Here is a 23,358-nt window from a genome sequence, read left to right on the forward strand (position 1 = left end):
CGGACGCGTCGCTCTTGCATTCTGCATCCCCACCCGCCTCAGTTCGGCGACGCGGACGTCGCCCGGGTGATGGCATTCTGCGTGACCCGCGCCCCGCGTGAGACATCATGGCCGACCGAACTGACATCCTGGCCGGCGCCACGAATGGTGTTGCATGCCGACAGCCCGGCCGAGACACCAAGCAGCGCGGCGGTCAGAAAGACGGTCCGGAACAGCGGCAATACCCCAAAACGGGCCTGGAACATGAATATCTCCTTCACTGGTTGTTATCTCCGGGAAAAACTCTGAAACTGTCCGGCGTTCCCCATCCGCCTCGGGCAGGAGCCCGTATCTGCCCGCCATGAGCCCGACCGAACCTGCCGTCATTGCCGCATATTTGGCCATTCTGGTCGCGGTGTCACTGTTCCTGTCGCGCGGCCGTCACGCCGCCGCAGATTACCTTGTCGGCCGTCACGATATGCCGACCTGGGCAATCTGCCTGTCGATCGTGGCGACCGAGACATCGACCCTGACCGTGATCAGCGTGCCGGGCGTCGCCTACGGCCATGGCATGGTTTTTGTCGGGCTCGGCGCCGGATACATCATCGGTCGCGCTGTCGTGGCCTGGATCCTGCTGCCGCTCTACATGCGCCAGGGCATGACCAGCGCGTATCAATATCTGGGTCAGCGTTTCGGCCGGACCATGCAGCGTCTCGCGGCCGGCGCCTTCCTGCTGACCCGGCTGCTGGCCGAAGGTGTGCGGCTCTTCGCCTCCACCCTGCCGATCTGCGCGCTGCTGGCGGCAGCCCACCTGCCGGCGGGGCAGTTGCCGGTGCTGCTTGGGCTGACTCTCCTGACCGCCCTTTATACATCCATCGGCGGCCTGCGGGCCGTGGTCTGGTCAGACAGCATCCAGTTCGGTGTCTATGCCCTGGGCGCCGCATTCTGCGTCGCGATCCTGCTGCCGCGCAGCGCAGGAGGGACCTTGGATGCCGCTCCGTTGCACGCGGCCTGGCAGGCCGGACGATTTGCCCTGTTCACCCATGGCAGTGCGATCCTGTCCGCCCCCTACGCCCCGCTGACGGCCCTTGTAGGAGGCGCGATCCTCTCCATGGCCTCGCACGGCGCGGATCAGTTGATGGTCCAGCGGGTGCTTGCTGCCCGTTCGCTGCGCGCGGCGCGCCTGGCCATGGTCGGCAGCGCCGTCGTCGTCACCCTGCTGTTCGGCGTGCTGTCCGCTATCGGGGTTCTGCTCTGGATCCGCCGGGCGGGCGCGACGCCGGCCGCACTCGGCCTGGCATCGCCCGACGGCCTGTTCCCGGCCTTCATCGCCCATGACGTGCCGCCCATGCTGGCTGGCCTGCTGGTCGCAGGCATCGTCGGCGCCACGATGGGATCGCTGTCCTCGGCCCTGAACGCCATGACGGGTTCGACGCTCTCCGACCTGCTGCCGTCCAGCATGACGCAGGGACCGAGCGTGGTTGCATTGTCGCGGGCCATCACTGCGGCATGGGCGATGCTGCTGGTCGTCGCGGCCTCCTGCTTCTCATCCACCAGCCAGTCGGTGGTGATTTTCGGTCTTTCCATTGCCGGTTATTCCTACGGGGCGCTTCTGGGGGCATTCTTGTTCGGGATGCTGGTCCCCGGTGCGCGGCCACGTGACGCGCTCGCGGCGTTTCTCGGCACGCTGGTCATCATGGCGGTGCTGATTCTCATGCATCCCGGCGGCCATGCCATCGCCTTTCCCTGGCTGGTGCCGATCGGCGTGGCAACCATGCTGGCAATCGGCACGATGTCCCGCCTGATGCCGGGACGCTCCTGCGCCTGAGGCATCCGGCACATGGTCACGCAGTCTTGCGGCATCCGGCAGGCCGGCCTGCGCGTAACGGGACGGTGCACGTCACGTGAAAACAATCGCGTCGGGAGGCTTGCGTGCCAGGAACCTGCGCTGCAAATGCCAGCCGGCCCGCCGGGCCGCCGAAACGGGCCGTCCGGCCGTGACCTTTCATTTCGATCCGGCCCGGGACATTTTGCCGGCCCCCGCCGGCTTCATTTTCATGCCTGACGCGTTCCCGGGCGGCTTCGACGCCGCCAGCGGCGGCTTCATGATCGGGCTCGAAGCGGGCGAACTGGTGGGCGGGTTCCGCGTCACGACGCTTTGCTGCAACCGGGCCGGGATGTGCCACGGCGGCAAGCTGGCCAGCGTCTGCGACGTCTATCTCCTGCTTGCCGCCCTGTTCCGCGAGGATCTGCGGGCGGCGTTCCTGCCGACCGTCTCTCTGACGCTGGATTTCATGGCCCCGGCCATGCATGGCGCATGGGTCGAGTTGCGGGCCGAAACGCTGCGCATTACGCGCAGCCTGGTCTTCGCCCAGGGACTGGCCACGGTCGAGGGCACGCCCGTGGCGCGCAGCAGCGCAATCTATCATCGCACAGCGCCTCAGGACGGCGACAGCCAGGATACCGGTGCCGCCCTGCGTGCGCTCCTGGGCCACATGCCCGCGACGCAGAGCAAAATTATCCCCTGATTATCAATCGAACTGTCCGGATCCGACACCCGGCGCAGAAGCCGGGCAAGGGCGGATGCCGCCCTTCTTCAGTCGCCTTTCCCCGGTGGTGGCCCCCGCGCACCTGGGCCTGAAACAGGAATGTAAAAAAATGGACAAAGGGGGTTGTCGTCTCCGACCCTCTCGGCTAAACACCGCCCCACGCTGCACCCGTAGCTCAATTGGATAGAGCACCAGACTACGAATCTGGGGGTTAGAGGTTCGAGTCCTTTCGGGTGCGCCACCTTCCTTACAAACGATCTGAATCGGCTTCTCCGTGCGACGGAGCTGGCCCACTTGGTCTGTATGGCGGTATCGTCAAGGCCGGTCTCCCTGCCCGCTGACCCCGCCTGCCCCCCTGTGCCTGCGGCTGTTTTATTGCTGGAAGGCGCGGGCGAGGGCGTGCTGTGTTTCGAGCGAGACGGGCAGAGCGGAGGCTGTCAGGGGGACGCCCTGCCATCCGGCGCCGATGGCGGTATAGAGGGCGACGGCGTCCTGCAGCCGCTCCAGCCGGGCGACGGCCTCGGCGTTCTCGGCGGCCAGCGCGGTGCGTTCGGTGGTCAGCACGTCCAGAAAGCCCACCAGCCCGGCGCCATACAGCCGGCGCGCCCGGTCGCTGGCCAGCGCGCTGTCCTGCGCCGCGCGGTGCAGCCATTCGGTGTGTTCCACGTCGTCATGCCAGGCCGCCATCGCGTCCTCGACCTCGCGGAACGCCTGCAGCACCGTCCGGCGATAGGCCAGGCGGCTGGCCTCCGCCGCCGCCTGCGCCGCGCGCACCTGCGCCGTCAGCTTGCCGCCATGCATCAGCGGCAGCGACGCCATCATGAAGAACTGCCAGCTCAGCGCCCCGGTCTCGAACAGCTGATACATCGCCGACGCGTTCGGGTTGAAGCTCAGCGGGATGCTGAAATTCGGATAGAGCTGCGCCACCGCAACCCCGATCCGCGCCGTCGCCTCGGCATAGGCCCGTTCGGCCCGGCGGATGTCCGGCCGGTTGGCCAGCACGACCGACGGCACCGTCGCCGGAAAATCCGGCACGCGCGGCAGCGGCCCCGGCTGTTCCAGCGCCGCCGCGCTGGTGCCGGGCATCTGTCCCATCAGCACGTCCAGCGCATGGGTGATCTGCGCGATATGGGTGCGCAGCGGCTCGCGCGCCGCGATCTGCGTCTCCAGTTCGGACTGCGCCTGCGCGACCTGCAGCGTGGTGCCCACCCCCTGCTGATACAGCCGCTGCGCCAGGTCGCGGGCGTCCTGCGCCACCCGGATGTTGCGCTCGGCGATCTGCAGCCGCAATTGCGTGTCGCGCAGCACCATGTAGTCGCCGGCCAGTTCCGACAGCATGGTCATCAGCACCGCGCGCCGGTCCTCGACCGTCTCCTCCACCGCGCGCTCCTGCGCCTCGACGCTGCGGCGGATCCGCCCGAACACGTCGAGCTGCCAACTGGCGCTGACCCCATAGGACAGGTACGACGCCTCGGGCCGGTTCGCCGGATTGCCCGGCCGGATCGGCCAGTTGTCGATATTGATCGAATAGCGGCTGTCCCCCGCCACGGTGCTGGCGTCGATCTGCGGATACCAGGCCGAGGCCTGGGCATCGCGCAGCGCCCGCTCGGCCAGGATGCGCTGGCCGGCGATGCGCAGATCGTAATTGCCCGCGATCGCCCGGTCCACCAGCCGGTCCAGTTCAGCATCGCCGAAACGATGCCACCAATCCTTCATCTCGGCCGTGGTGCGGGCGATCTCCGCCGGCGTCGCGGCATGGCCGTCCTCGGCAAAGCGCGCGGGGATCGCCATGCGGTCGGGCTGGTAGCGCGGCCCCACCGTGCAGGCCGCCAGCAGGCCCGCCGCCCCCAGCAGCAGGCCGGCCCTGCCGGTCCCCTGGTTCTTCATTCTCATCGCGCGGCCCGGCTCACAGATGGTCTTGCAGCCAGGTGGTCAGCCGCCCGCGCTGGCCGGGCGTCTCCGGCCCCACCGTCACCGTGCAGGTCATGCCCGCCGCCAACGTGACGCTGTCCGGCACCCGGTCGAGATGGATGCGCACCGGGATGCGCTGCGCCAGCCGCACCCAGGTGAAGATCGGATTGACGTCCTGCAGCCCCAGCCGGTCCGGATTGCCGTTCTGGTCGTTGATGCCGCGCGCGATCGATACGACATGGCCGGGCAGGATCGGCTTGTAGCCCATCAGCTTGACGCGCGCGGCGTCGCCGACATGCACGCCCCACATCTTGGTTTCCTCGAAATACCCGTTCACCCAGAAGGAATCGGCATCGATCACCGCCAGCCGCGGCTGGCCCGCCGTCGCGTAATCCCCCACCCGCAGGTTCAGGTTGGTGACATAGCCGTTGACCGGCGCATACAGCACCGAGCGCTGCAGGTTCAGCTTCGCCAGGTCCAGCGCCGCGCGCGCCGCATCCACCGCGGCGATCTGCGTCGCCACGCCGGAATTGAACCGCTCCTGCTCCTCGGCCGACACGATGCCGCCCAGCCCCATCCGGCGCTTCGCGTCGCTCTGCTTCAGCTTCAGCTCCTCCAGCGCGCCGTCCAGCCGCGCCTGCGCCTCGCGCACCGCCAGGTGGAAGCGCACCGGATCCAGCACGAACAGCGGGTCGCCCCTGTGCACGAACTGGTTGTCCACCACCGGCACCTGCACCACCGTGCCCGGCACCTCCGGCGCCACGTCGACGACATAGACCCGCACCCGCCCGTCGCGGGTCCATGGCGCGATCATATACGTGTCCCACAGATCCATCCCCAGCACGATCGCCAGAACGACGACCGCCAGGGTCAGCACCACCCGGATCAGATTACGCAGCAGGGGCATCGCACTCTCTCGAACATCCGCAAAATACCCGGTCAGACATACAAAATCAGAAAGCACAGCACGCACGCGTACAGCGCCACCTCGAACAGCGCCAGGTGCCAGAACCACCCCATCAGCCCCGTCCACCACAGCACAAAGCGGATCGCCATCGTCACCGGAAACGCCGCAACCGCATACACCACGATCGGCGCCATAAACACGCCAAACAGGTCAAATTCGCTCAGCATCCCTTCACCCCTCAGCTCCCGCGCGGACCGGCAATCGGGGACCCGTTCCGACCGGGACCGTACAACCCCGTCGGGCAAGGAGATGAATTGTCGTGGGGAGAAGAATGCGCTGCCAACGCCGGGGCTCCCTTGGAGATGGCCCAAGTCCCGCACTATCGGCCTCCCCGTTTGTGTTCGGAGGCCGCCATCCGCAAAATGTCCCAATATCCCCGTTCGGCACGCACGCGAATGCTTCGTGCGCTCAAGATCCTCGATCGGCAGCACGTTTCCAGAAACGCCGGATGGGAGCTATTGCAATTTCGGTATGCTCCCCATTCCGGGACAGGCATCTTCGTGGCGGAAAAGCCGGGCGCCAGTTTCCGGCCTGTGGTTTCTAGCCTTTCCGGCCGAAGGCCGATCGCATGACCTGCCAGATGGCTCGCCCGGCTTGGCGGCCCACCGGCCCTGCGATTGCCGAGGTAATGGCCGTCAGTGCCATGGCCTGACGCAGGTCGTTGATGGCATGATCCCGCTCGAAACGCGCGCGGATTTCCTCAGGCGTCATAATCGACCTGCGGCCCAGCAGCAGGAACAGGACAGCCACGGCTGCATCGATGGCAAAGACCAGAATGGCCGCGCCCAATACGCTGAATCCCAGCGTTTGATAGGCAAATGCCCACAGCAATGCGTGGCCCGACAATACGGCCAGCAGGCCGAATATTGCGGCGATGACCAGAAAAGCGACCTGCCGGCCAATGCGGATGGCCATCTGGCGGCGGACGGTCAGTTCCGCCTGGACGGTGGCCTTGCCAAGTTCGGCTATTTTCATGGTCCTCGCTTTGTCCCTCTGCTGTGTTTGCGGCGTCCTACCTCATCACGCGTCCCGCCAGATAGCCGATCGCCGCGACGATGACCATGGCCAGCCAGGGTTTGGCGCGCACACGGGTCGTGACGTCCCGCACCTGATGATCCGTCAGTTCGCGCGCATTGGCAACGACGTGCTCGGCCCGGTCTGCCGCATCGGCCAGGACGGGGGTGACATGCTCATTCATCAGGCGCTCTACCTGCGCCTTCAGTGACAGCAATTCGTCATGGGTCGCCTTCAGGGCTTCCTGGGTGGGTTTCGGGGCTTTGCGTCGGAACATCGCTCGTGTCCTTGATTAAAGTTGGCTACGGTGGAGCCAACGCGTCGCTTATTCGTCAAGTTTCGGTTTTCGTATGCCCGTGGTCTCTCCTCGCCTGCCCGTCCTTCCTCGTCTGGATGTACGCGGCCTCATGTGCGCGCCGCTCGATCCCTTCGCTCCCACGCTGTCGTTTGCCGTGCAACGTGGGATGTGCCTGGCCCTGCTGGGCAATCGGGTATCGGACATGGCATGCCTGATGGATACGCTGGCCGGCCACCTACCCCGCCTCGGGGGTGAAATTCTCATCGACGGGCAGGACAGGTCCATGGATACAGCCGGGCAGCGCGGCATCGGCCTGTTCAGTCCGCGGGATCATTTGTTCGCGCATATGACGGTGCGGCAGAATGTGGCCTTCCCGCTCATGGCACGTGGATGCGATCGGTCCTCTATCGCCGCCCGGGTCAATGAGACTCTGGCCCTGACGGGCTTGGACGGACGCGCCGAGCATACACCGCAGGCTCTGGAGCCACAGGAAGCGTGGCGGGCCCGGCTGGCTCGGCTGCTGGTCTTCGCTCCCCCCGTGCTGCTGTTGGATGACCCCTTTGCGAAGCTCGAACCTGACGACCGCAGCACCCTGCGGCAGGTGCTGGCCCGGCTGGCCAGGGCACAGAGTCTGACGATGCTGCTGGCCACCCGTGACCGCGAGGACGCCTTGCTGCTGGGGGATCGGATCGGCGTTCTGTCCGGCCGCACGCTGCTGCAGACGGGGCGACCGGTTGATCTGTTCGACAATCCGGCCTGCGCTGCGGTTGCCGCCGATTTCGGCGATGCCAATACCCTGACCGGCCGCGTTGGCACGGTGGAGGACGATGTGGCCCGGGTTCACCTGGCCAACGGATGCGTGGTCGAAGCGCGGGCTGCCGAAGGCCTGGCTCCGGACATGCTCTGCACGTTGTGCATCCGTCCGGATCGAATCGCGACCTTATTCCCTTCAGGTCGCGCAACTGCCGACCCTGAAGAAGGAACATTGCCCGCCAGCCTGGTCGCGCTGCATCATATGGGCGATCACATTCGTCTGCGTTTCCGCCTGGGCGACGGGCAGGAAATCCTGGTGCGGCGTCCGCCGGCGCAAAGCCTGACGGGTCTGGAACCCGGGCGACCGGCCCAATTGGCCTGGCCGCCCGTGCATGCGGTGGCCTTTCCGTTTCGCGGTGAAATGAGCTAGCGTTCGACACCCGTCGCCATTCGAAAGTTTGTCCCCCTGTCCGGTTCGTCCTGTCCACGTCGCCGACCGCTCCGCTATCTGGTCGGGATTTTCATGCTTCTGCTGGCGCTGATGCCGACCCGGCCTGAAGCCAAGAGCCGGTGGCGGACGCACGCGCTGGTGGTCAATAGCTGGGGTGGTGCCTTGGGCAAGGCTCAAGCCGAGGCGTTCTTTCGTCCTTTCGCGGCCAGTTCGGGTGCCAGCGTGCTGCATTATATCTGGGACGGCAATCTGCCGGTCCTGGCAGAACGTCCGCCCATCGGGCGCGGCACCTGGATGCTGGCGTTGATGGAGGACAGCACGGCCCGTATCGCCTGCCTGCAGGGCCAATTGCAGCGGCTGGGCGGCAGTCCGGGCAGCGCCGATGCTTGTGGCGTGCCTGCTCTGCATGATGGAATCGCCCTGGCCTGGGACCGCGGCCGGGTGCCGAGCGCCCCCCATTGGGCGGATTTCTGGAACGTTGTCCGCTATCCCGGCAAGCGTGGCCTGCGCAAGGATCCGCGTTCCACCCTGGAAATTGCCCTGATGGCTGACGGCGTGCCGGCGTCCGATGTCTACACCGTCCTCGCCACGCCGGAAGGCGTCGCCAGGGCGTTCCACAAGCTCAGCCAGTTGCGCCCCTATATCGTCTGGTGGACCGATGCTGCGGACTCGGCGCGCATTATCGGCAATGGCAGCGTGCTGATGACCAGCGCCGCCGCGGGCGAGGTCGCCGCCATGCAGGATGCGGCGGGCCATCGCGATGTCGGGCTGCAATGGGACCAGAGCCTGGACGACGTGCTGTGCTGGGGGGTCGCAACCGGACTGGATGATGCGACGCGGGCCAAGGTGCGCGCGCTGCTGACTTACATGGGTCAACCCGAACAGGTGACGCGCTTCGCTGCCTTATATCATGGTCGCCCTGTTTCCGGACCGCAGCCCATCCCCATGGATGCGGCCTTCTGGCAGGCCCATCTCCCGGAACTGACCAAGCGGTTCGCGGACTGGCTGGCGGCGCCTTCGTGACAGGCCGAATGATGTCCGCCTTGTTGACCTTGGCGGGCGGCAGCGGCGGTGCCACGCTGATCTTTCTCGTCTGCCTGGCCCTGCGCGGCCTGCGTATCGCGTGTGCGCTGATCGCTGCCCGCATCATGGCATCGATGCTCCTGATCCCGGGTGTCATGGTTGCGGCATCGCCGTCGCTCTTACCCGACGGCATGATTACCGGCGCGCTGCTGCGCGGGGCATGCCTGGTGCCGATGATCGTGCTCCTGCCGCTACGGGCATTATCGGCCCTGCCGCGGGACATGACCCGTACAGCCCGGGGGCTGGGGGCCGGGCAGGCGGCGCGCCTGCGCATGCTCTGGTTGCCGCTGCTTGGCCCGGCCGTGCTGGCGGCAATGGCGCTGGCCATGGCGGCTACGATTTTGCTGGCTCTGTATGGCGGATCACGGGGGCGGCCGCTTGTCTTCTCAGCCACGACCCAATCCCATATGATCGTCGACCATGACCGATACTCCTCCATTCTGGCAGACTCGGCGCCTGGACGAAATGACGGCCGAGGAATGGGAAGCGCTGTGTGACGGCTGCGGCAGATGCTGCCTGCACAAGCTGCGCGAGGATGAGACGAACGAGGTCCTTTATACCAACGTTGCCTGCCGCTTGCTGGACCTGGAAACCTGCCGTTGCTCCGACTATGCGCAGCGGCGGCGCAAAGTCCCCGATTGCGTGCAGTTGACGCCCGAGGCATTGGCCGACATCGATTGGCTGCCGCCCAGTTGCGCCTATCGCCTGTTGGCCGAGGGCCGCCCCCTGGCGTGGTGGCACCCTCTGGTATCCGGTTCGCCCGACACCGTACACCAGGCCGGAATTTCCGTCCGCGGCCGGGCACTCAGCGAACGCCGCGCCGGCCTGCTGGAACATCACATCGTCGATTGGCCCGGCACCATGCCCAAGCCGCGCCGTCCCAAGCTGCGCCGCGTGGATTGATGAACGCCCTCTCCGGCACGGACAAGGCGGCGAAGCAGACTGTATCGCTGGAGGGGCGTGATATCTCCGTCTTCTGGCGTCACTCCCTCCAGGCGCGCCGGGTCACCCTGCGGATTGATCCCAGACAGGCCGGCGTCGTCGTCACCCTGCCGCCTCGCGCGACACGTGAAGCCGGCTTGGCGCTGCTACGCACCCATGCGATCTGGATTTTCAGTCGGTTGGATCACCTGCCGCCGGACGCGCCATGGCATGATGGCGGCCAGGTGCTGCTGGATGGCCGCCCGCATGCCATTCGTCACTGCCCGCATGCGCGGGGCGGCGTATGGATCGAAGGCGAGACCATCATGGTCAGTGGAGAGGCCGAGTTCATGCGCCGCCGTCTCGGCGCCTTTCTCAGGCAGGAGGCGCGGCGCCGTCTGTCCGCGCGCATGGCCCAACTGGCCGAACAGTCAGGCCTGCGGCCACGGCGGCTGGCGATCAAGGACACCAGCAGCCGCTGGGGTAGCTGCAATTCGGACGGAACGATCATGCTCAGTTGGCGCCTTCTGATGGCGCCGGCAGAAATCCAGCACTATGTCATTGCCCACGAACTGGCACATCTGCGGCATCTGAATCATGGGTCGGATTTCTGGATGCTGGTCGCCAGCCTGACCCCTCACCGCCATATGGCGGAAACCTGGCTCCGGCGTCATGGACCCGCCCTGTTGCGCATGGCTTGAAAGGACCCCGGGCAACAAAAACCGGGCCCGCGGATTTTACCGCCTTGGCGAGTGTGCTAGACGACGGGCCGGGCGAGCTTGGCGGAATGGTAGACGCACGAGACTTAAAATCTTGCGCCTGCAAGGGCGTGCGGGTTCGAGTCCCGCAGCTCGCACCATCTTTCGTGTCCGATCCGCCGTCAGACGGTGAATTGTTCCGCCAGGATCCGTTCGGACAGGCTCTGGCCGGGATCGAACAACAGGGTGGTCTGGATCGCCCGGTCTTCGGCAATTTCGACCGACACGACGTCCCGCACTTCGGTAAAATCAGCCACAGCGGCGACAGGGCGCTTCTCGGGTTCCAGGATCGTCAGCCGTACCCGTGCCGCCGATGGCAGCAGCGCACCGCGCCAGCGTCGGGGGCGAAAGGCGCTGATCGGCGTCAAGGGCAGCAGATTGGCCGACAGCGGCACGATCGGTCCGTGCGCCGATAGGTTATAGGCCGTCGATCCCGCCGGCGTTGAAACCAGCACGCCATCGCAGATGAGTTCGGGCATCCGCACCCGGTCATCCACCTCGATCTGGATCTTGGCTGCCTGACGGGTCTCGCGGAACAGAAACACGTCGTTCAGCGCCAGCGCTTCGATGATCTCGCCCGACGATTTCTGCGCGGTCATGCGCAAAGGGTGCAGAGTCGCCGCCTGCGTCTGCGTCAGGTGCATGGGCAGATCATCCGGAATCGCCGGATTCATCAGGAACCCGACCGATCCGCAATTGATTCCATAGACCGGCGTCGTCTGGCCCAGCATCATATGCAGGATTTCCAGCATGAACCCATCCCCGCCCAGGCAGATGACGGCATCGGCCTCCTGCGGCGTATGCTGGCCGTAGCGGGCAGTCAGGCTTTCCAGTGTTCGGTGGGCACCAGGATTCGGCGCGGCGATGAAGGCGAGCCGCCGTGGCGGCTGCCCCGACGGCCAGACGGGGGGATGGATCTCGTTCATGGCGCGCCCCGCAAAATGACCGGGTCCAGGATCAGGCGGCCCAGCATTCAGGATGTCAGGCGGCGATGGTCCATCACCGGAATTCCGGCACGGACACGTTCGACCATGTCCAGGTCCAGCCGCGCGGTCACCCAGCCGATGCCGTTCGAGGCCTGGGCTACGACCGTGCCCCATGGATCGATGATCATCGAATGGCCGTAAGTCTTCCGTGCATTTCCATTGGCGTCGGCATGCGTACCAGTGGTGCCGCATGCCACGACCCAGCACTGGGTCTCGATCGCCCGTGCACGCAGCAAGGTCTGCCAGTGCGCTTCGCCCGTTTCGGCGGTAAAGGCCGCGGGCAGGATGATCAGGTTCGCGCCTTGCCGCCTCAAGGACAGGAACAGTTCGGCGAACCGGATATCGTAGCAGATGGCCAGGCCGGCCATGAACGGTCCGACCGGTACCGTCACGACATTCCGGCCTGGCGCATAGGTATCGCTTTCACGATAGCCCTCGCCCCCGGGAGTGGTGATGTCGAAGAGGTGAATCTTGCTGTAGCGCGCCCGCTCCACCCCATCGGGGCCGAAGATCAGGCTGGTGTTCAGTAGCCGGTCCCCGCAACGTTGTCCGATCGAGCCGCCATGCAGGGTAATGCCATGGGCATGCGCGGTTTCGCTCAGGAAGCGATAAAGCGGACCGACGCCGCCTTCTGGTGCGCCTGGCGGAGGCAATTCCTCGGCACTGGCGAATTTCACCTCGGCGGTCCCGCCGAGACAACTCCATATTTCCGGCAATACCACCAGGTCCGGCCGGTCGGCGGAAACCGCAGCGGCAATCAGGCGCCGTGCCTCGGCGATATTATCCGGCAAGGACGCGCCGGGGGCCATCTGGATGACAGTGGTGCGCACCGGAAGCTCCGTCCGATCGTAGAAGGCTGATCCATCGGCCCGTTCACAGGGCCAAGGACTGCGGGGTTATGCCTTCGCTTATAAGATGCGTGCCCGATGCCCCGCAACTGCCGCACGGATATTCGGGCGGCGTTCAGGCGGCGCCGACGAAGGAGGCGGCAGGATACCCCTGGACGAACAGCAGGGTGCGCAGCGTCGTATGATCCACGCGATTGGCCACGGCGGCGCGTACGATCGGCTTGCCGTGAAAGGCGATGCCCAGCCCGGCGTCGCGCAGCATGTTCAGATCGTTCGCGCCATCTCCTACCGCCATGGTGGCGGCCGGCTTCAACCGTCCGGCTTCGGCCAGCCGTCGCAGGTGCGCGCGCTTGGCGTCGGGTCCAAGGATCGGCTCGGCGACGGTGCCGGTCAGCATACCCTCCCGGCTTTCCAGCACGTTGGCATGATGCTCGCTGAATCCGCACAGCGACGCGACCCGTCCGGTAAAGAAAGTGAAGCCACCCGATACCAGCGCGGTGCGGGCGTTGTGCGCACGCATCGTCGCCACCAGCTCGCGCGCGCCTTCATTCAGCCGCACATCCTTCCAGGCGGCTTCCAGCAACGAGTCCGGCAGTCCGGCCAGCAGCCCGACCCGTTCGCGCAGGGCGGCCGCGAAATCGATCTCGCCATTCATCGAGCGGCGGGTAATCTCGGCGATACGCTCGCCGATGCCGGCATGGGCGGCCAGATCGTCCAATGTCTCGTTGGCCACGATGGTGCTGTCCATGTCCGCGACCAGAAGCCCTTTGCGCCGTCCGCGCGAACGCGTCAGAAGGGTGTCGACATGGCGCGGGCCGAAGACCGCGCGGATCGTCTCCAGCGTCGGCATTCCGTCGCCGGGGGGCGGACAGGGGATCTCGGCGGCCTCGCCGGGCGACAGGATGGTGGGGGTGCCGCCCTTCACCATGTCGCGCGCCGCGCCGATATGGGCATCGGTCAGGGTCGTGGCTGCGCGATTGGCGACGAGTGTAAGGATATGGGACAGCGACATGATGCCGATGCGTGTGACAGGGATGGCGCCGTGACGCAAGCGGCGGATTCACGCGTTCGGCCGGTCCTCGTGATCGCCGGGCCGACCTGCTCGGGCAAGTCGGCGCTGGCCATGGCGGTGGCCCATGCGACGAACGGCGTCGTCATCAACGCGGACTCGATGCAGGTCTATCGCGAACTGCGCATCGTCACCGCGCGTCCCAGTCCGCAGGACGAGGCCGAATTGCCGCACCGTCTCTACGGGATCCTGCCGGCCGCGCAGCCGGGCAGCGTCGCCTGGTGGCGTACGCAGGCCCTGGCTGAAATCCGGGCGGCGTGGAGCGCAGGCCGCATGCCGATCCTGTGCGGGGGCACCGGCATGTATCTGCGCGCCCTGACCGACGGACTGACCGATATCCCGGACCCCGGACCCGCCGCCCGTGCCGAGGCCCGCGCCCTTGTCGAAGCCGAGGGGCCCGCCGCCCTGCATGCGCGGCTCGCGAAATACGATCCTGAAACCGCTGCCACCCTGCGCCCTTCCGACAGTCAGCGTCTCGCCCGGGCGTGGGAGGTTCTCTCCGGGACCGGCCGTGGCATGATCCATTGGCGCCGCGCTGCAACTTTGCCGCCGCTGGCATGCCGGATGATCGCCGTCCGGTTGGATCCGCCGCGTGATATCCTGCGCGCCGCAATTGCCGCGCGCTTCGCCGTCATGCTTCGGACCGGCGCGGTGGACGAGGTCCGGGCGTTGCTGGCACACTCCCTCCCGCCCAGCCTGCCGGCCATGCGCGCGCATGGCGTGCCGGAACTGACGGCCTGGCTGCACGGAGAGCAGACCCTGGAGGAAGCCGCGCATCACGCCGTGCTGGCAACGGGGCGCTACACACGGCGGCAAGCGACCTGGTTCGCCCACCATCGCCTGGCGGCGGACGCAGACAGCCTGGTCGTCGCGGCACGCATGACGGGGGATGCGCAACAAATGGAAAGAAATGATGTCGATCCCATTTCTTTTATTCTAAGACGGATTGACGCGGGGCCTCAGTTTCCCTAAACCCCCGACATTCCGCCCGAATGGCCACCATCAGGTGCCCATGAACAGCTCGGGTGGAGGAGCAAGGAACATGAACGCGACACCGAACCTGAACGACCTGAAGTTGAACACGCGCACCCAGGCTGGGGACGTCGTCCTCTCCGGGGCCGAGGTTCTGCTTCGCGTTCTCGTCGATCAGGGGGTCGAGGTCGTCTTCGGCTATCCGGGTGGCGCCGTTCTGCCGATCTATGACGCGCTGTTCAAGCAGAACGCGATCCGTCACGTGCTGGTCCGGCACGAGCAGGCAGCCGTGCACGCTGCCGAAGCCTATGCCCGCTCGACCGGCAAGGTCGGCGTGGTGCTGGTCACCAGCGGCCCGGGCGCGACCAATGCCGTCACCGGCCTGGTGGATGCGCTGATGGATTCCATCCCGGTGGTGTGCTTCACGGGACAGGTCGGCGTGCCGCTGATCGGCACCGATGCGTTCCAGGAAGCCGACACGACCGGCATCACGCGCCCGGCGACCAAGCATAATTATCTGGTCAGGCGTGCCGCCGACCTGTCCCGGGTGGTGCACGAAGCCTTTCATATCGCCCGCAGCGGCCGCCCCGGCCCCGTGGTGGTCGACCTGCCGAAGAACGTGACGGTGGGGCCGGCGCCGTATCAGCCTGCGTCGCGCGCGCCGCACCCGTCCTATCGCCCGCGCACCGAGCCGGACCGCGATGCCGTGGCGCGTGCCGTCGCGGCCATGAAGCAGGCCAGGCGGCCGCTTTTCTACACGGGCGGGGGCATTATCAATGCCGGCCCCCGCGCCAGCGAGTCGCTGCGTCGCCTGGTGCGGATGACAGGCTTTCCCTGCACCTCCACGCTGATGGGGCTGGGCGCTTATCCGACCACCGACCGTCAGTTCCTGGGCATGCTGGGCATGCACGGCACGTACGAAGCCAATCTGGCCACCCATGGCTGCGATGTGCTGATCGCACTGGGTGCGCGCTTCGATGATCGTGTCACCGGGCGGCTGGATGCGTTCTCGCCGGATTCGTTCAAGATCCACGCCGATATCGATCCGTCGCAGATCAATAAGATCGTGCAGGTCGACGTGCCGGTCCTGGGCGATGCAGGCCGTATCATCGACATGATGATCGAGGAATGGGAACGGCAGACCGAAACGCCCGATGCGGCCGCCCTGTCCCAATGGTGGCAGCAGATCGATGCATGGCGAGGCATCCGCAGCCTGCATTTCGAACAGGACATGGCGCCGTCGACGATCATCCGGCCGCAATATGCCGTTCGCCGCCTCTACGAGCTGGCGATGGAAACCCGGCGCGACACCTATGTCTCGACCGAAGTCGGCCAGCACCAGATGTGGGCGGCCCAGCACTTCCAATTCGACAAGCCGAACCGCTGGCTGACCTCGGGCGGCCTGGGGACGATGGGCTATGGCCTGCCGGCGGCGGTGGGCGCGCAGATCGCCCATCCCGACGCCCTGGTCATCGATATCGCGGGCGAGGCGTCGACCCTGATGAACATCCAGGAACTGGGCACGATCGCCCAGTACCGCCTGCCGGTGAAGCTGTTCATCCTGAACAACCAATATATGGGCATGGTGCGCCAGTGGCAGGAATTGCTGCATGGTTCGCGCTATTCCGAAAGCTACAGCGCGGCCCTGCCGGATTTCGTCCGTCTGGCCGAAAGCTTCCATGCCCGCGGCCTGCGTGCGTCCTGCGTCGGTGAGCTGGATGACGTCATCCGCGCCATGCTGGCCGAACCGGGCGCGGTGGTGGCCGATATCTGCGTAGCGCAGGACGAAAACTGCTATCCGATGATTCCGTCCGGCGCCGCCCACAACCAGATGCTGCTCGGCCCGGAACAGGATGACGAGGTCAAGGTCAGTGCCGAGGGCCGTATGCTGGTCTGATCGGCGCGCCCGCTATTGCATCGGCCGGACGTGCCCGGCCGCCTCGTCCCCATCCCTGCCGGCACGGAGGTCACGCATGCTCCGCGCCGGTCGCCATTTCAGGAAGAGCCATCATGACCACGCAGGAGGAGACGACGATCTCCGCGGTCATTTCCATTCTGGTCGAAAACGAAAGCGGCGTACTGGCCCGCGTGATCGGCCTGTTTTCCGGCCGCGGCTACAATATTGAAAGCCTGACCGTCGCTCCGGTCGAGGAATCGCGTCACCAGTCGCGCATCAATATCGTCACCTCCGGCACGCCGCAGGTGATCGAGCAGATCAAGGCGCAGGTGGGTCGCCTGGTGCCGGTCTATCGGGTAGCCGACCTGACCGCACTGGGCCCGCACGTGGCCCGTGAAATGGCGCTGGTGAAAGTCGTCTCGTCCGGCGAGGCCCGGACCGAGGCGCTGCGCATCGCCGAGGCCTTTCGCGCCCGTGCCGTCGATACGACGGCTACATCCTTTATCTTCGAACTGACCGGCGCGACCGACAAGCTCGATTCCTTTATCGACCTGATGCGTCCGCTGGGCCTGGCCGAGGTGTCCCGTACCGGCGTCGCCGCGATCATCCGGGGTCCCCGGACGATCTGATCCCGCAGGTCCCTTTTTTCCATCGTTTCAACAGGAGTGTTTTCCATGCGCGTGTATTACGATCGCGATGCCGACGTGAACCTGATCAAGTCCAAGAAGGTCGCGATCATCGGCTATGGCAGCCAGGGCCACGCCCATGCCAACAACCTGAAGGACAGCGGCGTCACCGAGATGGTGATCGGCCTGCGCCCCGGCTCCACCGCCGTGGCCAAGGCCGAGGCTGCGGGCTTCAAGGTGATGGACCCGTCCGCCGCCGCGGCGTGGGCCGATGTGGTCATGGTCCTGACCCCGGACGAAGGCCAGGGCGCGCTGTACAAAGAACATCTGGAAGCGAACCTGAAGCCGGGGGCCGCGCTGGCGTTCGCCCACGGCCTGTCGATCCATTTCCGCATCATCGAGGCTCGTCCCGACCTGGACGTGTTCCTGATCGCGCCCAAGGGCCCGGGCCACACCGTGCGCTCCGAATATCAGCGCGGTGGCGGGGTGCCCTCGCTGGTCGCCGTGGCGCAGAACGCATCGGGCAACGCGCTCGAAATCGCGCTGTCTTATGCGTCGGCCAATGGCGGCGGCCGCGCCGGCATCATCGAGACCACCTTCAAGGAAGAGGTCGAAACCGACCTGTTCGGCGAACAGGCCGTGCTGTGCGGCGGGCTGGTCGAGCTGATCCGCGCGGGTTTCGAAACGCTGGTCGAGGCCGGCTATGCCCCTGAAATGGCCTATTTCGAGTGCCTGCACGAAACCAAGCTGATCGTCGACCTGATCTATGAAGGCGGCATCGCGAACATGAACTATTCGATCTCGAATACCGCGGAATATGGCGAGTATGTCACGGGCCCGCGCATCGTGACGCCGGAAACCAAGGCCGAGATGAAGCGCGTCCTGACGGATATCCAGGACGGCACGTTCGTGCGCAACTTCATCCTGGAAAACCAGTCGGGCAATGTCGGCTTCAAGGCGATCCGTGCGCGCAACAACGAACACCAGATCGAACAGGTCGGCGAAAAGCTGCGTGCCATGATGCCGTGGATCGGCAAGAACAAGCTGGTCGACAAGACCCGCAACTAAGGGTCCGCCCGGAAATGCGCATGCTGGCGGTAATCTGAAGCGCATTTCCTGCGCTCCGCGGCGACCGGTCAATAAGGTCGCCGCGCTTTTGGTGCTCGAAAACACATGCTGAACGCGGCCTTTCCGGGCCGGAGCGCAGTGGGCCCGTTGGTCTGATCGTGCGATCTGGGGCCCTCCGTCACCTATGGGGCATAATCGGCGATTCCCAGCCCCGGCTGCACCAGTTCGCCGATGAACAAGGCGATCTTGTGTGAATGCGCGGTACTGACGGTGTGGATGGCATAGAAGGTCACTGGATCCGGCTCCCAGGCCTCCATCATCGTCACCAGCCGCCCATCCCGCAGATGGTCTTCGACTTCCCAGAGCGATTTCTGCGTCAACCCCATCCCATCCAATGCCCATTGAACCGGCAGTTCCGAATGGCTGGATGCCAGATGGCCGTCCACACGGTAGATGCGCGTATTCTCTCCGCGGCCGAACCGCCACGTGCCGCGGCATTGGCCGCTCGTATTCGCCACCAGACAGGCATGCCGGGCCAGGTCGCCCGGTATCTCGGGTTGCCCGTGCCGGGCGACATAGGCGGGGCTGGCCACCAGCACGCGTCGGCTTTCCATCAGCCGCCGGCCTGCCAGCATGGTATCCACGATCGGCGCTCCGCGAATGGCGATGTCATAACCCTCGCCCACGATGTCGGTCATCCGGTCTTCCAGCGTCAGATGCACGCGAATGTCCGGATGCCGGCGGATAAATCCAGCCACGAAAGGTGCCAGCTTGATCCGTCCGAAGGGCAGGGGGGCGGTCACGCGCAACAAGCCGCCGGGCGCGTTCACCGTTTCGCGCACCCGGGCCTCCATGCCCTCGGTCGCGGACAGGATTGCGGTGGATTCATCCAGATAGATGCGCCCGGCCTCGGTCAATGTCTGCCGGCGCGTGGTCCGCACCAGCAATCGCGTGCCCAGCCGGCGCTCCAGGCGCGATAGCCGATCACTGACGACCGAAATCGCCAGCCCCAGATGGCGCGCCGCCGCCGACAGGCCGCCTTGCCGGACGATCTCGACGAAAATCCGCATCTCGTCGGTATCGCGCATTTTTCGTTCGCCTTTCCCGGAAGAAGCTTTCCGAATTTGACGGTTATCATTCCCCGGAGCCGGCGCCCATAGTCCCCGAGGCATATCAAGACAGCCCATCAAGGACTGGGAGATCGTTCATGCAGTATCGTCAGCTCGGCCGCTCCGGCCTACGCATATCCGCCTTCACCCTCGGAACCATGACGTTCGGCGGCAAGGGCGCCTTCGCCAAGACCGGCAATACCGACCTTGCGGGCGCCATGCGTCAGATCGACATGTGCATCGCGGCCGGCGTCAACATGTTCGACACGGCCGACATTTACTCCACCGGCCTCTCCGAGGAGATCCTGGGCCAGGCGCTGAAGGGTCGCTCGGGCGAAATTCTCGTCGGCACCAAGGCCCGCTTCCGCATGGGGTCGGGGGCCAACGATGCCGGCCTGTCGCGCTATCATATCATAGCGGCGGCCGAGGCCAGCCTGAGCCGTCTGGGCCGCGACCATATCGACCTCTACTACCTGCATGAATGGGACGGCCAGACCCCGCTCGACGAAACGCTCGAAGCGCTGGATACCCTGACCCGCGCGGGCAAGATCCGCTATGCCGGCGTGTCCAATTTCTCCGCCTGGCATATCATGAAGGCGCTCGGCACGGCGGAACGCAACCGACTGATCGCTCCGGTGGCGCAGCAGATCTATTATTCGCTCCAGGCACGCGAAGCCGAATATGAATTGCTGCCCCTCGCCGTGGATCAGGGACTTGGCGTTCAGGTCTGGAGCCCGATGGCGGGCGGCCTGCTTTCCGGCAAGCATCGGCGCGGCCAAGCCGAAGCCCAAGGCACCCGCCAGTTGGCCCAATGGAACGAACCGCCGGTCTACGACGTCGAGAAGCTCTACGACGTCGTCGAAGTGCTGGTGGCGATCGGCCAGGAGCGCGGCGTTTCCGCCGCTCAGGTCGCCTTGGCCTGGGTGGCGCAGCGTCCGGCCGTGACGTCGCTTGTGATCGGCGCGCGTACTGAGGCGCAACTGGCCGACAACCTCGCGGCCGCCGAGCTTGCTCTGTCGTCCGAGGACATGGCACGGCTGGACCGTGTGAGCGCTCCGTCGCTGCTCTATCCGTACTGGCACCAGGCCAGCACGGCGGCGGACCGGCTGTCGCCTGCCGACTTGCTGCTCCTCGGCCCGTCGATCAGAAAGGATTGACCACCGTGCGCCTGTGCTGCGTTCGGCTGTCCATGTGTCTGGTGGGGTTTGCCTGCACCGCCGCTCTGGCCCCGACCCGGGCAGAGGGGGCCGGCATCGTCACGACCCAGAAATTGTCCTGGGAGCTGGCTGAAAAACTGGCAGCGGCGGCGGTGCGCATCTGCGCCGCCCATGGTTGGTCGGTGACCGCCGCGGTGGTCGACCCTTCGGGTCATGAACAGGTCATCATCAAGGGCGATACTGTGCCCTTGCAATCGCTGTCCGTGTCCTATCGCAAGGCCTACACCGCCTATGCCTATGGCATGACCTTCGACAAGGATACGACCAGCGCCCTGATCGCGGCCAAGGTCACCGGTCCGGCCAACGGCGCGCTGAACACGATCCCGCAGGTGCTGTTCGTGCCGGGCGGCGCGCTGATCCGCCGGGCCGACCGTTCGGTCCTGGGGGGATTGGGCGTATCCGGCGCCCCGGGCGGCGATCTCGACGAGCAATGCGCCGTCGCCGCGCTAAAGGAAGTCTCCCCCCTGTTTCATTGACCTGCCCGTTCATCGGCCTGCCCTTGGGCCGTTCGAGGGACGTCATGCCTTGCCCTCCGCCTGCCAGACCCTTGTCATAGCGCATCATTGTTCCCATGTCGGTGCTGTTTCGGGTGTCGCGTCGCCTCATGCAGGGGCGCGGCGCCCGGCCTTCAGGTCGCCTCAGTGAAAGGGACATGGGATCATGGATATCGAGAAGTTCACCGAACGGTCGCGCGGCTTCCTTCAGGCCGCCCAGACGATCGCGGTGCGGGACTATCATCAGCAATTGACGCCGGAACATCTGCTCAAGGCGCTCCTGGACGATCCCGAGGGCGCGGCGGCCTCGCTGATCCGTGCCGCCGGCGGCCAGGTACCGGCCATCCAGGCCGAAATCGCGGCCGCCCTGGCGAAGCTGCCCCGTGTTCAGGGAGGCGGCGCCGGTCAGCCGCAGGCCACACCCGATTTCGTCCGGGTGCTGGATAAGGCGCAGAGCATGGCGCAGCATGCCGGCGACGAATATGTGGCGCAGGATCGCCTGCTGGTCGCCATCGCGGCGTCGGAAACGCCGGCCGGTCGCGCGTTGCGTGACGGCGGCGCGAGTGCGCAGGCGCTGGAAAAGGCTGTCGCCGCCATCCGCAAGGGACGCACGGTCACGAGCGGTAACGCCGAGGCCAGCTTCGACGCGCTCAAGAAATATGCGCGCGACGTTACGGAAATCGCCCAGCAGGGCAAACTCGATCCGGTCATCGGCCGGGACGAGGAAATCCGTCGCGCGATCCAGGTTCTGGCCCGGCGCAGCAAGAACAATCCGGTGCTGATCGGCGAACCCGGCGTTGGCAAGACTGCCATCGTCGAAGGTCTGGCCCTGCGTATCGTGAACGGCGACGTACCCGAGGCGCTGAAGAACAAGAAGCTTTTGTCGCTCGACCTCGGCGCGCTGGTTGCCGGCGCGAAATTCCGCGGCGAGTTCGAAGAGCGTCTGAAGGCGGTGCTGAAGGAAATCGAAAGCGCCGAGGGACAGGTCATCCTCTTCATCGATGAAATGCATACCCTGGTCGGGGCTGGTCGGTCGGATGGGGCGATGGACGCCTCCAACCTGATCAAGCCGGAACTGGCGCGGGGCACCCTGCATTGCATCGGTGCCACCACGCTGGACGAGTACCGCAAATATATCGAGAAGGACGCGGCGCTCGCCCGGCGCTTCCAGCCCGTCTATGTCGGCGAGCCCTCGGTTGCCGACACGATTTCGATCCTGCGCGGCATCAAGGAAAAATACGAACTCCATCACGGCGTACGGATCAGCGACAATGCCCTGGTGGCGGCGGCGACGCTGTCGAACCGCTACATCACCGACCGGTTCCTGCCGGACAAGGCGATCGATCTGGTGGACGAGGCCGCCAGCCGCCTGCGCATGCAGATCGACAGCAAGCCCGAGGAGCTGGACGAACTCGATCGCCGGCTGATCCAGTTGAAAATCGAACGCGAGGCGATCCGCAAGGAGGAAGATCCGGCCAGCCGTGAACGCCTGGTCAAGCTGGAAGCCGAACTGGCCGAACTGGAAGAAAAATCCAATGCCATGACCGCGGCCTGGCATGCGGAAAAGGACCGGGTCAACGCGGTGCAGAAGATGAAAGAGCAGCTTGACCAAGCCCGCTCGGACGTCGAGGTCGCGCAGCGCCGGGGCGATCTGGCTCGGGCGTCGGAGTTGATGTATGGCGTCATCCCCGGCCTCCAGGAGCAGATCGCCCGTGTGCAGGAAGAAAATGAGGCGGCGGCCAGGGGCGCGGGCCTGGTGAGTGAAGCCGTGACCGAACAGGGTGTCGCGTCCGTCGTCTCGCGCTGGACCGGCGTGCCGGTCGATCGCATGCTCGAAGGCGAGCGTGCCAAGCTGCTGCGGATGGAGGACGAGCTGCGCCGCAGTGTCGTCGGCCAGGAACCTGCGCTGAAGGCCGTGGCGCATGCCGTCCGCCGTGCCCGCGCCGGCCTGCAGGATCCCAATCGTCCGATCGGCTCGTTCCTCTTCCTTGGTCCGACGGGCGTGGGCAAGACCGAACTGTGCAAGGCTCTGGCCCGGTTCCTGTTCGACGATGAAAAGGCGCTGTTGCGGGTGGATATGAGCGAGTTCATGGAAAAACACGCCGTATCCCGCCTGATCGGCGCCCCGCCGGGCTATGTCGGGTACGAAGAAGGTGGCGTGCTGACCGAAGCGGTGCGGCGGCGTCCCTACCAGGTTATCCTGTTCGATGAGGTCGAAAAGGCGCACGAGGACATCTTCAACGTGCTGCTGCAGGTGCTCGATGACGGACGGCTGACTGACGGGCAGGGGCGGACGGTCGATTTCCGCAACACGATCATCGTCCTGACCAGCAATCTGGGGGCGCAGGTTCTGGCTCATCTGCCGGACGACGAATCCGCCGAAATGGC

Annotated in this window: 24 protein-coding genes and 2 tRNA genes (1 of these 26 only partly in view); 16 read left to right on the forward strand and 10 right to left on the reverse strand. The window is 65.8% G+C overall.

The window, feature by feature from the left end; translation table 11 throughout:
- Positions 1–38 precede the first annotated feature (38 nt).
- Positions 39–245 (reverse strand): entericidin A/B family lipoprotein, encoded by a 207-nt coding sequence (locus tag QN315_RS12310; protein ID WP_176638751.1) that lies wholly within the window; start codon positions 243–245, stop codon positions 39–41.
- Positions 246–340: 95 nt separating this feature from the next.
- Here QN315_RS12310 and QN315_RS12315 point away from each other — a divergent pair, with 95 nt between their 5' ends.
- The 3 genes from QN315_RS12315 (at position 341) to QN315_RS12325 (ending at position 2,769) form a co-directional block, all read left to right on the forward strand.
- Positions 341–1,807 (forward strand): sodium:solute symporter, encoded by a 1,467-nt coding sequence (locus tag QN315_RS12315; RefSeq protein WP_323989560.1) that lies wholly within the window; start codon positions 341–343, stop codon positions 1,805–1,807.
- A gap of 229 nt (positions 1,808–2,036) precedes the next feature.
- Entirely contained in the window at positions 2,037–2,507 is a 471-nt protein-coding gene (locus QN315_RS12320; protein WP_323989561.1) for a PaaI family thioesterase, read from the forward strand.
- 185 nt (positions 2,508–2,692) lie between these two features.
- Positions 2,693–2,769: transfer RNA gene (locus QN315_RS12325), tRNA-Arg, on the forward strand.
- A gap of 131 nt (positions 2,770–2,900) precedes the next feature.
- Here the strand turns inward: QN315_RS12325 and QN315_RS12330 are convergent.
- The 5 genes from QN315_RS12330 to QN315_RS12350 form a co-directional block, all read right to left on the reverse strand.
- Positions 2,901–4,421 (reverse strand): efflux transporter outer membrane subunit, encoded by a 1,521-nt coding sequence (locus tag QN315_RS12330; protein ID WP_176638748.1) that lies wholly within the window; start codon positions 4,419–4,421, stop codon positions 2,901–2,903.
- A 13-nt stretch (positions 4,422–4,434) separates the two neighbouring features.
- Entirely contained in the window at positions 4,435–5,346 is a 912-nt protein-coding gene (locus QN315_RS12335; protein WP_176638747.1) for an HlyD family secretion protein, read from the reverse strand.
- A gap of 32 nt (positions 5,347–5,378) precedes the next feature.
- Positions 5,379–5,573 carry a DUF1656 domain-containing protein gene (locus QN315_RS12340; RefSeq protein ID WP_176638746.1) on the reverse strand — a complete coding sequence of 65 codons (195 nt, stop codon included), beginning with the start codon at positions 5,571–5,573 and terminating at the stop codon, positions 5,379–5,381.
- A 373-nt stretch (positions 5,574–5,946) separates the two neighbouring features.
- A complete protein-coding gene (locus tag QN315_RS12345; RefSeq protein WP_323989562.1) occupies positions 5,947–6,381 on the reverse strand; it encodes a hypothetical protein in 435 nt (144 codons plus the stop codon).
- A gap of 37 nt (positions 6,382–6,418) precedes the next feature.
- Complete coding sequence (locus tag QN315_RS12350) at positions 6,419–6,697, reverse strand: hypothetical protein (RefSeq protein ID WP_176638744.1); 279 nt, start codon at positions 6,695–6,697, stop codon at positions 6,419–6,421.
- A 130-nt stretch (positions 6,698–6,827) separates the two neighbouring features.
- On the opposite strand from QN315_RS12350, the gene QN315_RS12355 reads away from it, so the two are divergent.
- The 6 genes from QN315_RS12355 to QN315_RS12380 all read left to right on the forward strand — a co-directional run bounded on the left by QN315_RS12355 (position 6,828) and on the right by QN315_RS12380 (position 10,785).
- Positions 6,828–7,901, forward strand: a complete 1,074-nt coding sequence (locus tag QN315_RS12355; protein WP_323989563.1) for an ABC transporter ATP-binding protein — start codon at positions 6,828–6,830, stop codon at positions 7,899–7,901.
- A 93-nt stretch (positions 7,902–7,994) separates the two neighbouring features.
- Complete coding sequence (locus tag QN315_RS12360) at positions 7,995–8,945, forward strand: extracellular solute-binding protein (protein ID WP_323989564.1); 951 nt, start codon at positions 7,995–7,997, stop codon at positions 8,943–8,945.
- Positions 8,946–8,953: 8 nt separating this feature from the next.
- Positions 8,954–9,502, forward strand: coding sequence for a hypothetical protein (locus QN315_RS12365; RefSeq protein WP_323989565.1), 549 nt, complete (start codon positions 8,954–8,956; stop codon positions 9,500–9,502).
- Positions 9,426–9,908, forward strand: a complete 483-nt coding sequence (locus QN315_RS12370; RefSeq protein WP_176638740.1) for a YcgN family cysteine cluster protein — start codon at positions 9,426–9,428, stop codon at positions 9,906–9,908. Before QN315_RS12365 ends, QN315_RS12370 begins: the two co-directional genes overlap by 77 nt.
- Entirely contained in the window at positions 9,908–10,627 is a 720-nt protein-coding gene (locus QN315_RS12375) for a M48 family metallopeptidase (RefSeq protein WP_408904514.1), read from the forward strand. The genes QN315_RS12370 and QN315_RS12375 overlap by 1 nt, the downstream gene beginning before the upstream one ends.
- Positions 10,628–10,699: 72 nt before the next feature.
- A tRNA-Leu gene (locus QN315_RS12380) sits at positions 10,700–10,785 on the forward strand.
- A 21-nt stretch (positions 10,786–10,806) separates the two neighbouring features.
- On the opposite strand, the gene QN315_RS12385 is transcribed toward QN315_RS12380, so the two are convergent.
- The 3 genes from QN315_RS12385 to serB form a co-directional block, all read right to left on the reverse strand.
- Positions 10,807–11,610, reverse strand: coding sequence for an NAD kinase (locus QN315_RS12385; RefSeq protein WP_176638738.1), 804 nt, complete (start codon positions 11,608–11,610; stop codon positions 10,807–10,809).
- 47 nt (positions 11,611–11,657) lie between these two features.
- The gene (locus QN315_RS12390; protein WP_176638737.1) at positions 11,658–12,500 is read right to left on the reverse strand and encodes a carbon-nitrogen hydrolase family protein; all 843 of its coding nucleotides are present in this window, start codon (positions 12,498–12,500) and stop codon (positions 11,658–11,660) included.
- Positions 12,501–12,633: 133 nt separating this feature from the next.
- The gene (serB, locus tag QN315_RS12395) at positions 12,634–13,530 is read right to left on the reverse strand and encodes a phosphoserine phosphatase SerB (RefSeq protein ID WP_176638736.1); all 897 of its coding nucleotides are present in this window, start codon (positions 13,528–13,530) and stop codon (positions 12,634–12,636) included.
- 30 nt (positions 13,531–13,560) lie between these two features.
- Between serB and miaA the strand changes: the two genes are divergently transcribed.
- From miaA to ilvC, 4 genes are all read left to right on the forward strand, one after another.
- Positions 13,561–14,559: a tRNA (adenosine(37)-N6)-dimethylallyltransferase MiaA gene (miaA, locus tag QN315_RS12400; protein WP_323989567.1), complete on the forward strand. Its 999-nt coding sequence runs from the start codon at positions 13,561–13,563 to the stop codon at positions 14,557–14,559.
- A 70-nt stretch (positions 14,560–14,629) separates the two neighbouring features.
- On the forward strand, positions 14,630–16,456 hold the full coding sequence (gene ilvB, locus QN315_RS12405; protein WP_323989568.1) for a biosynthetic-type acetolactate synthase large subunit: 1,827 nt from the start codon (positions 14,630–14,632) through the stop codon (positions 16,454–16,456).
- Positions 16,457–16,569: 113 nt separating this feature from the next.
- The gene (gene ilvN / locus QN315_RS12410; protein WP_176638733.1) at positions 16,570–17,085 is read left to right on the forward strand and encodes an acetolactate synthase small subunit; all 516 of its coding nucleotides are present in this window, start codon (positions 16,570–16,572) and stop codon (positions 17,083–17,085) included.
- A gap of 45 nt (positions 17,086–17,130) precedes the next feature.
- Complete coding sequence (ilvC, locus tag QN315_RS12415; protein ID WP_323989569.1) at positions 17,131–18,150, forward strand: ketol-acid reductoisomerase; 1,020 nt, start codon at positions 17,131–17,133, stop codon at positions 18,148–18,150.
- 182 nt (positions 18,151–18,332) lie between these two features.
- On the opposite strand, the gene QN315_RS12420 is transcribed toward ilvC, so the two are convergent.
- Positions 18,333–19,238, reverse strand: coding sequence for a LysR family transcriptional regulator (locus tag QN315_RS12420; protein ID WP_323989570.1), 906 nt, complete (start codon positions 19,236–19,238; stop codon positions 18,333–18,335).
- Positions 19,239–19,357: 119 nt separating this feature from the next.
- Between QN315_RS12420 and QN315_RS12425 the strand changes: the two genes are divergently transcribed.
- The 3 genes from QN315_RS12425 to clpB form a co-directional block, all read left to right on the forward strand.
- Positions 19,358–20,416 carry an aldo/keto reductase gene (locus QN315_RS12425; RefSeq protein WP_323989571.1) on the forward strand — a complete coding sequence of 353 codons (1,059 nt, stop codon included), beginning with the start codon at positions 19,358–19,360 and terminating at the stop codon, positions 20,414–20,416.
- A gap of 32 nt (positions 20,417–20,448) precedes the next feature.
- A complete protein-coding gene (locus tag QN315_RS12430; RefSeq protein WP_323993464.1) occupies positions 20,449–20,952 on the forward strand; it encodes a heme-binding protein in 504 nt (167 codons plus the stop codon).
- Between the two features lie 184 nt (positions 20,953–21,136).
- Positions 21,137–23,358, forward strand: the 5' portion of a protein-coding gene (gene clpB / locus QN315_RS12435) for an ATP-dependent chaperone ClpB (protein ID WP_323989572.1). It continues 382 nt past the right edge of the window; 2,222 of the gene's 2,604 nt are visible here — the first part of the coding sequence; it begins with the start codon at positions 21,137–21,139; its stop codon lies off the right edge, out of view.

This window comes from Nguyenibacter sp. L1, assembly GCF_035199985.1.
Classification (GTDB): Bacteria; Pseudomonadota; Alphaproteobacteria; order Acetobacterales; family Acetobacteraceae; genus Gluconacetobacter; species Gluconacetobacter vanlangensis.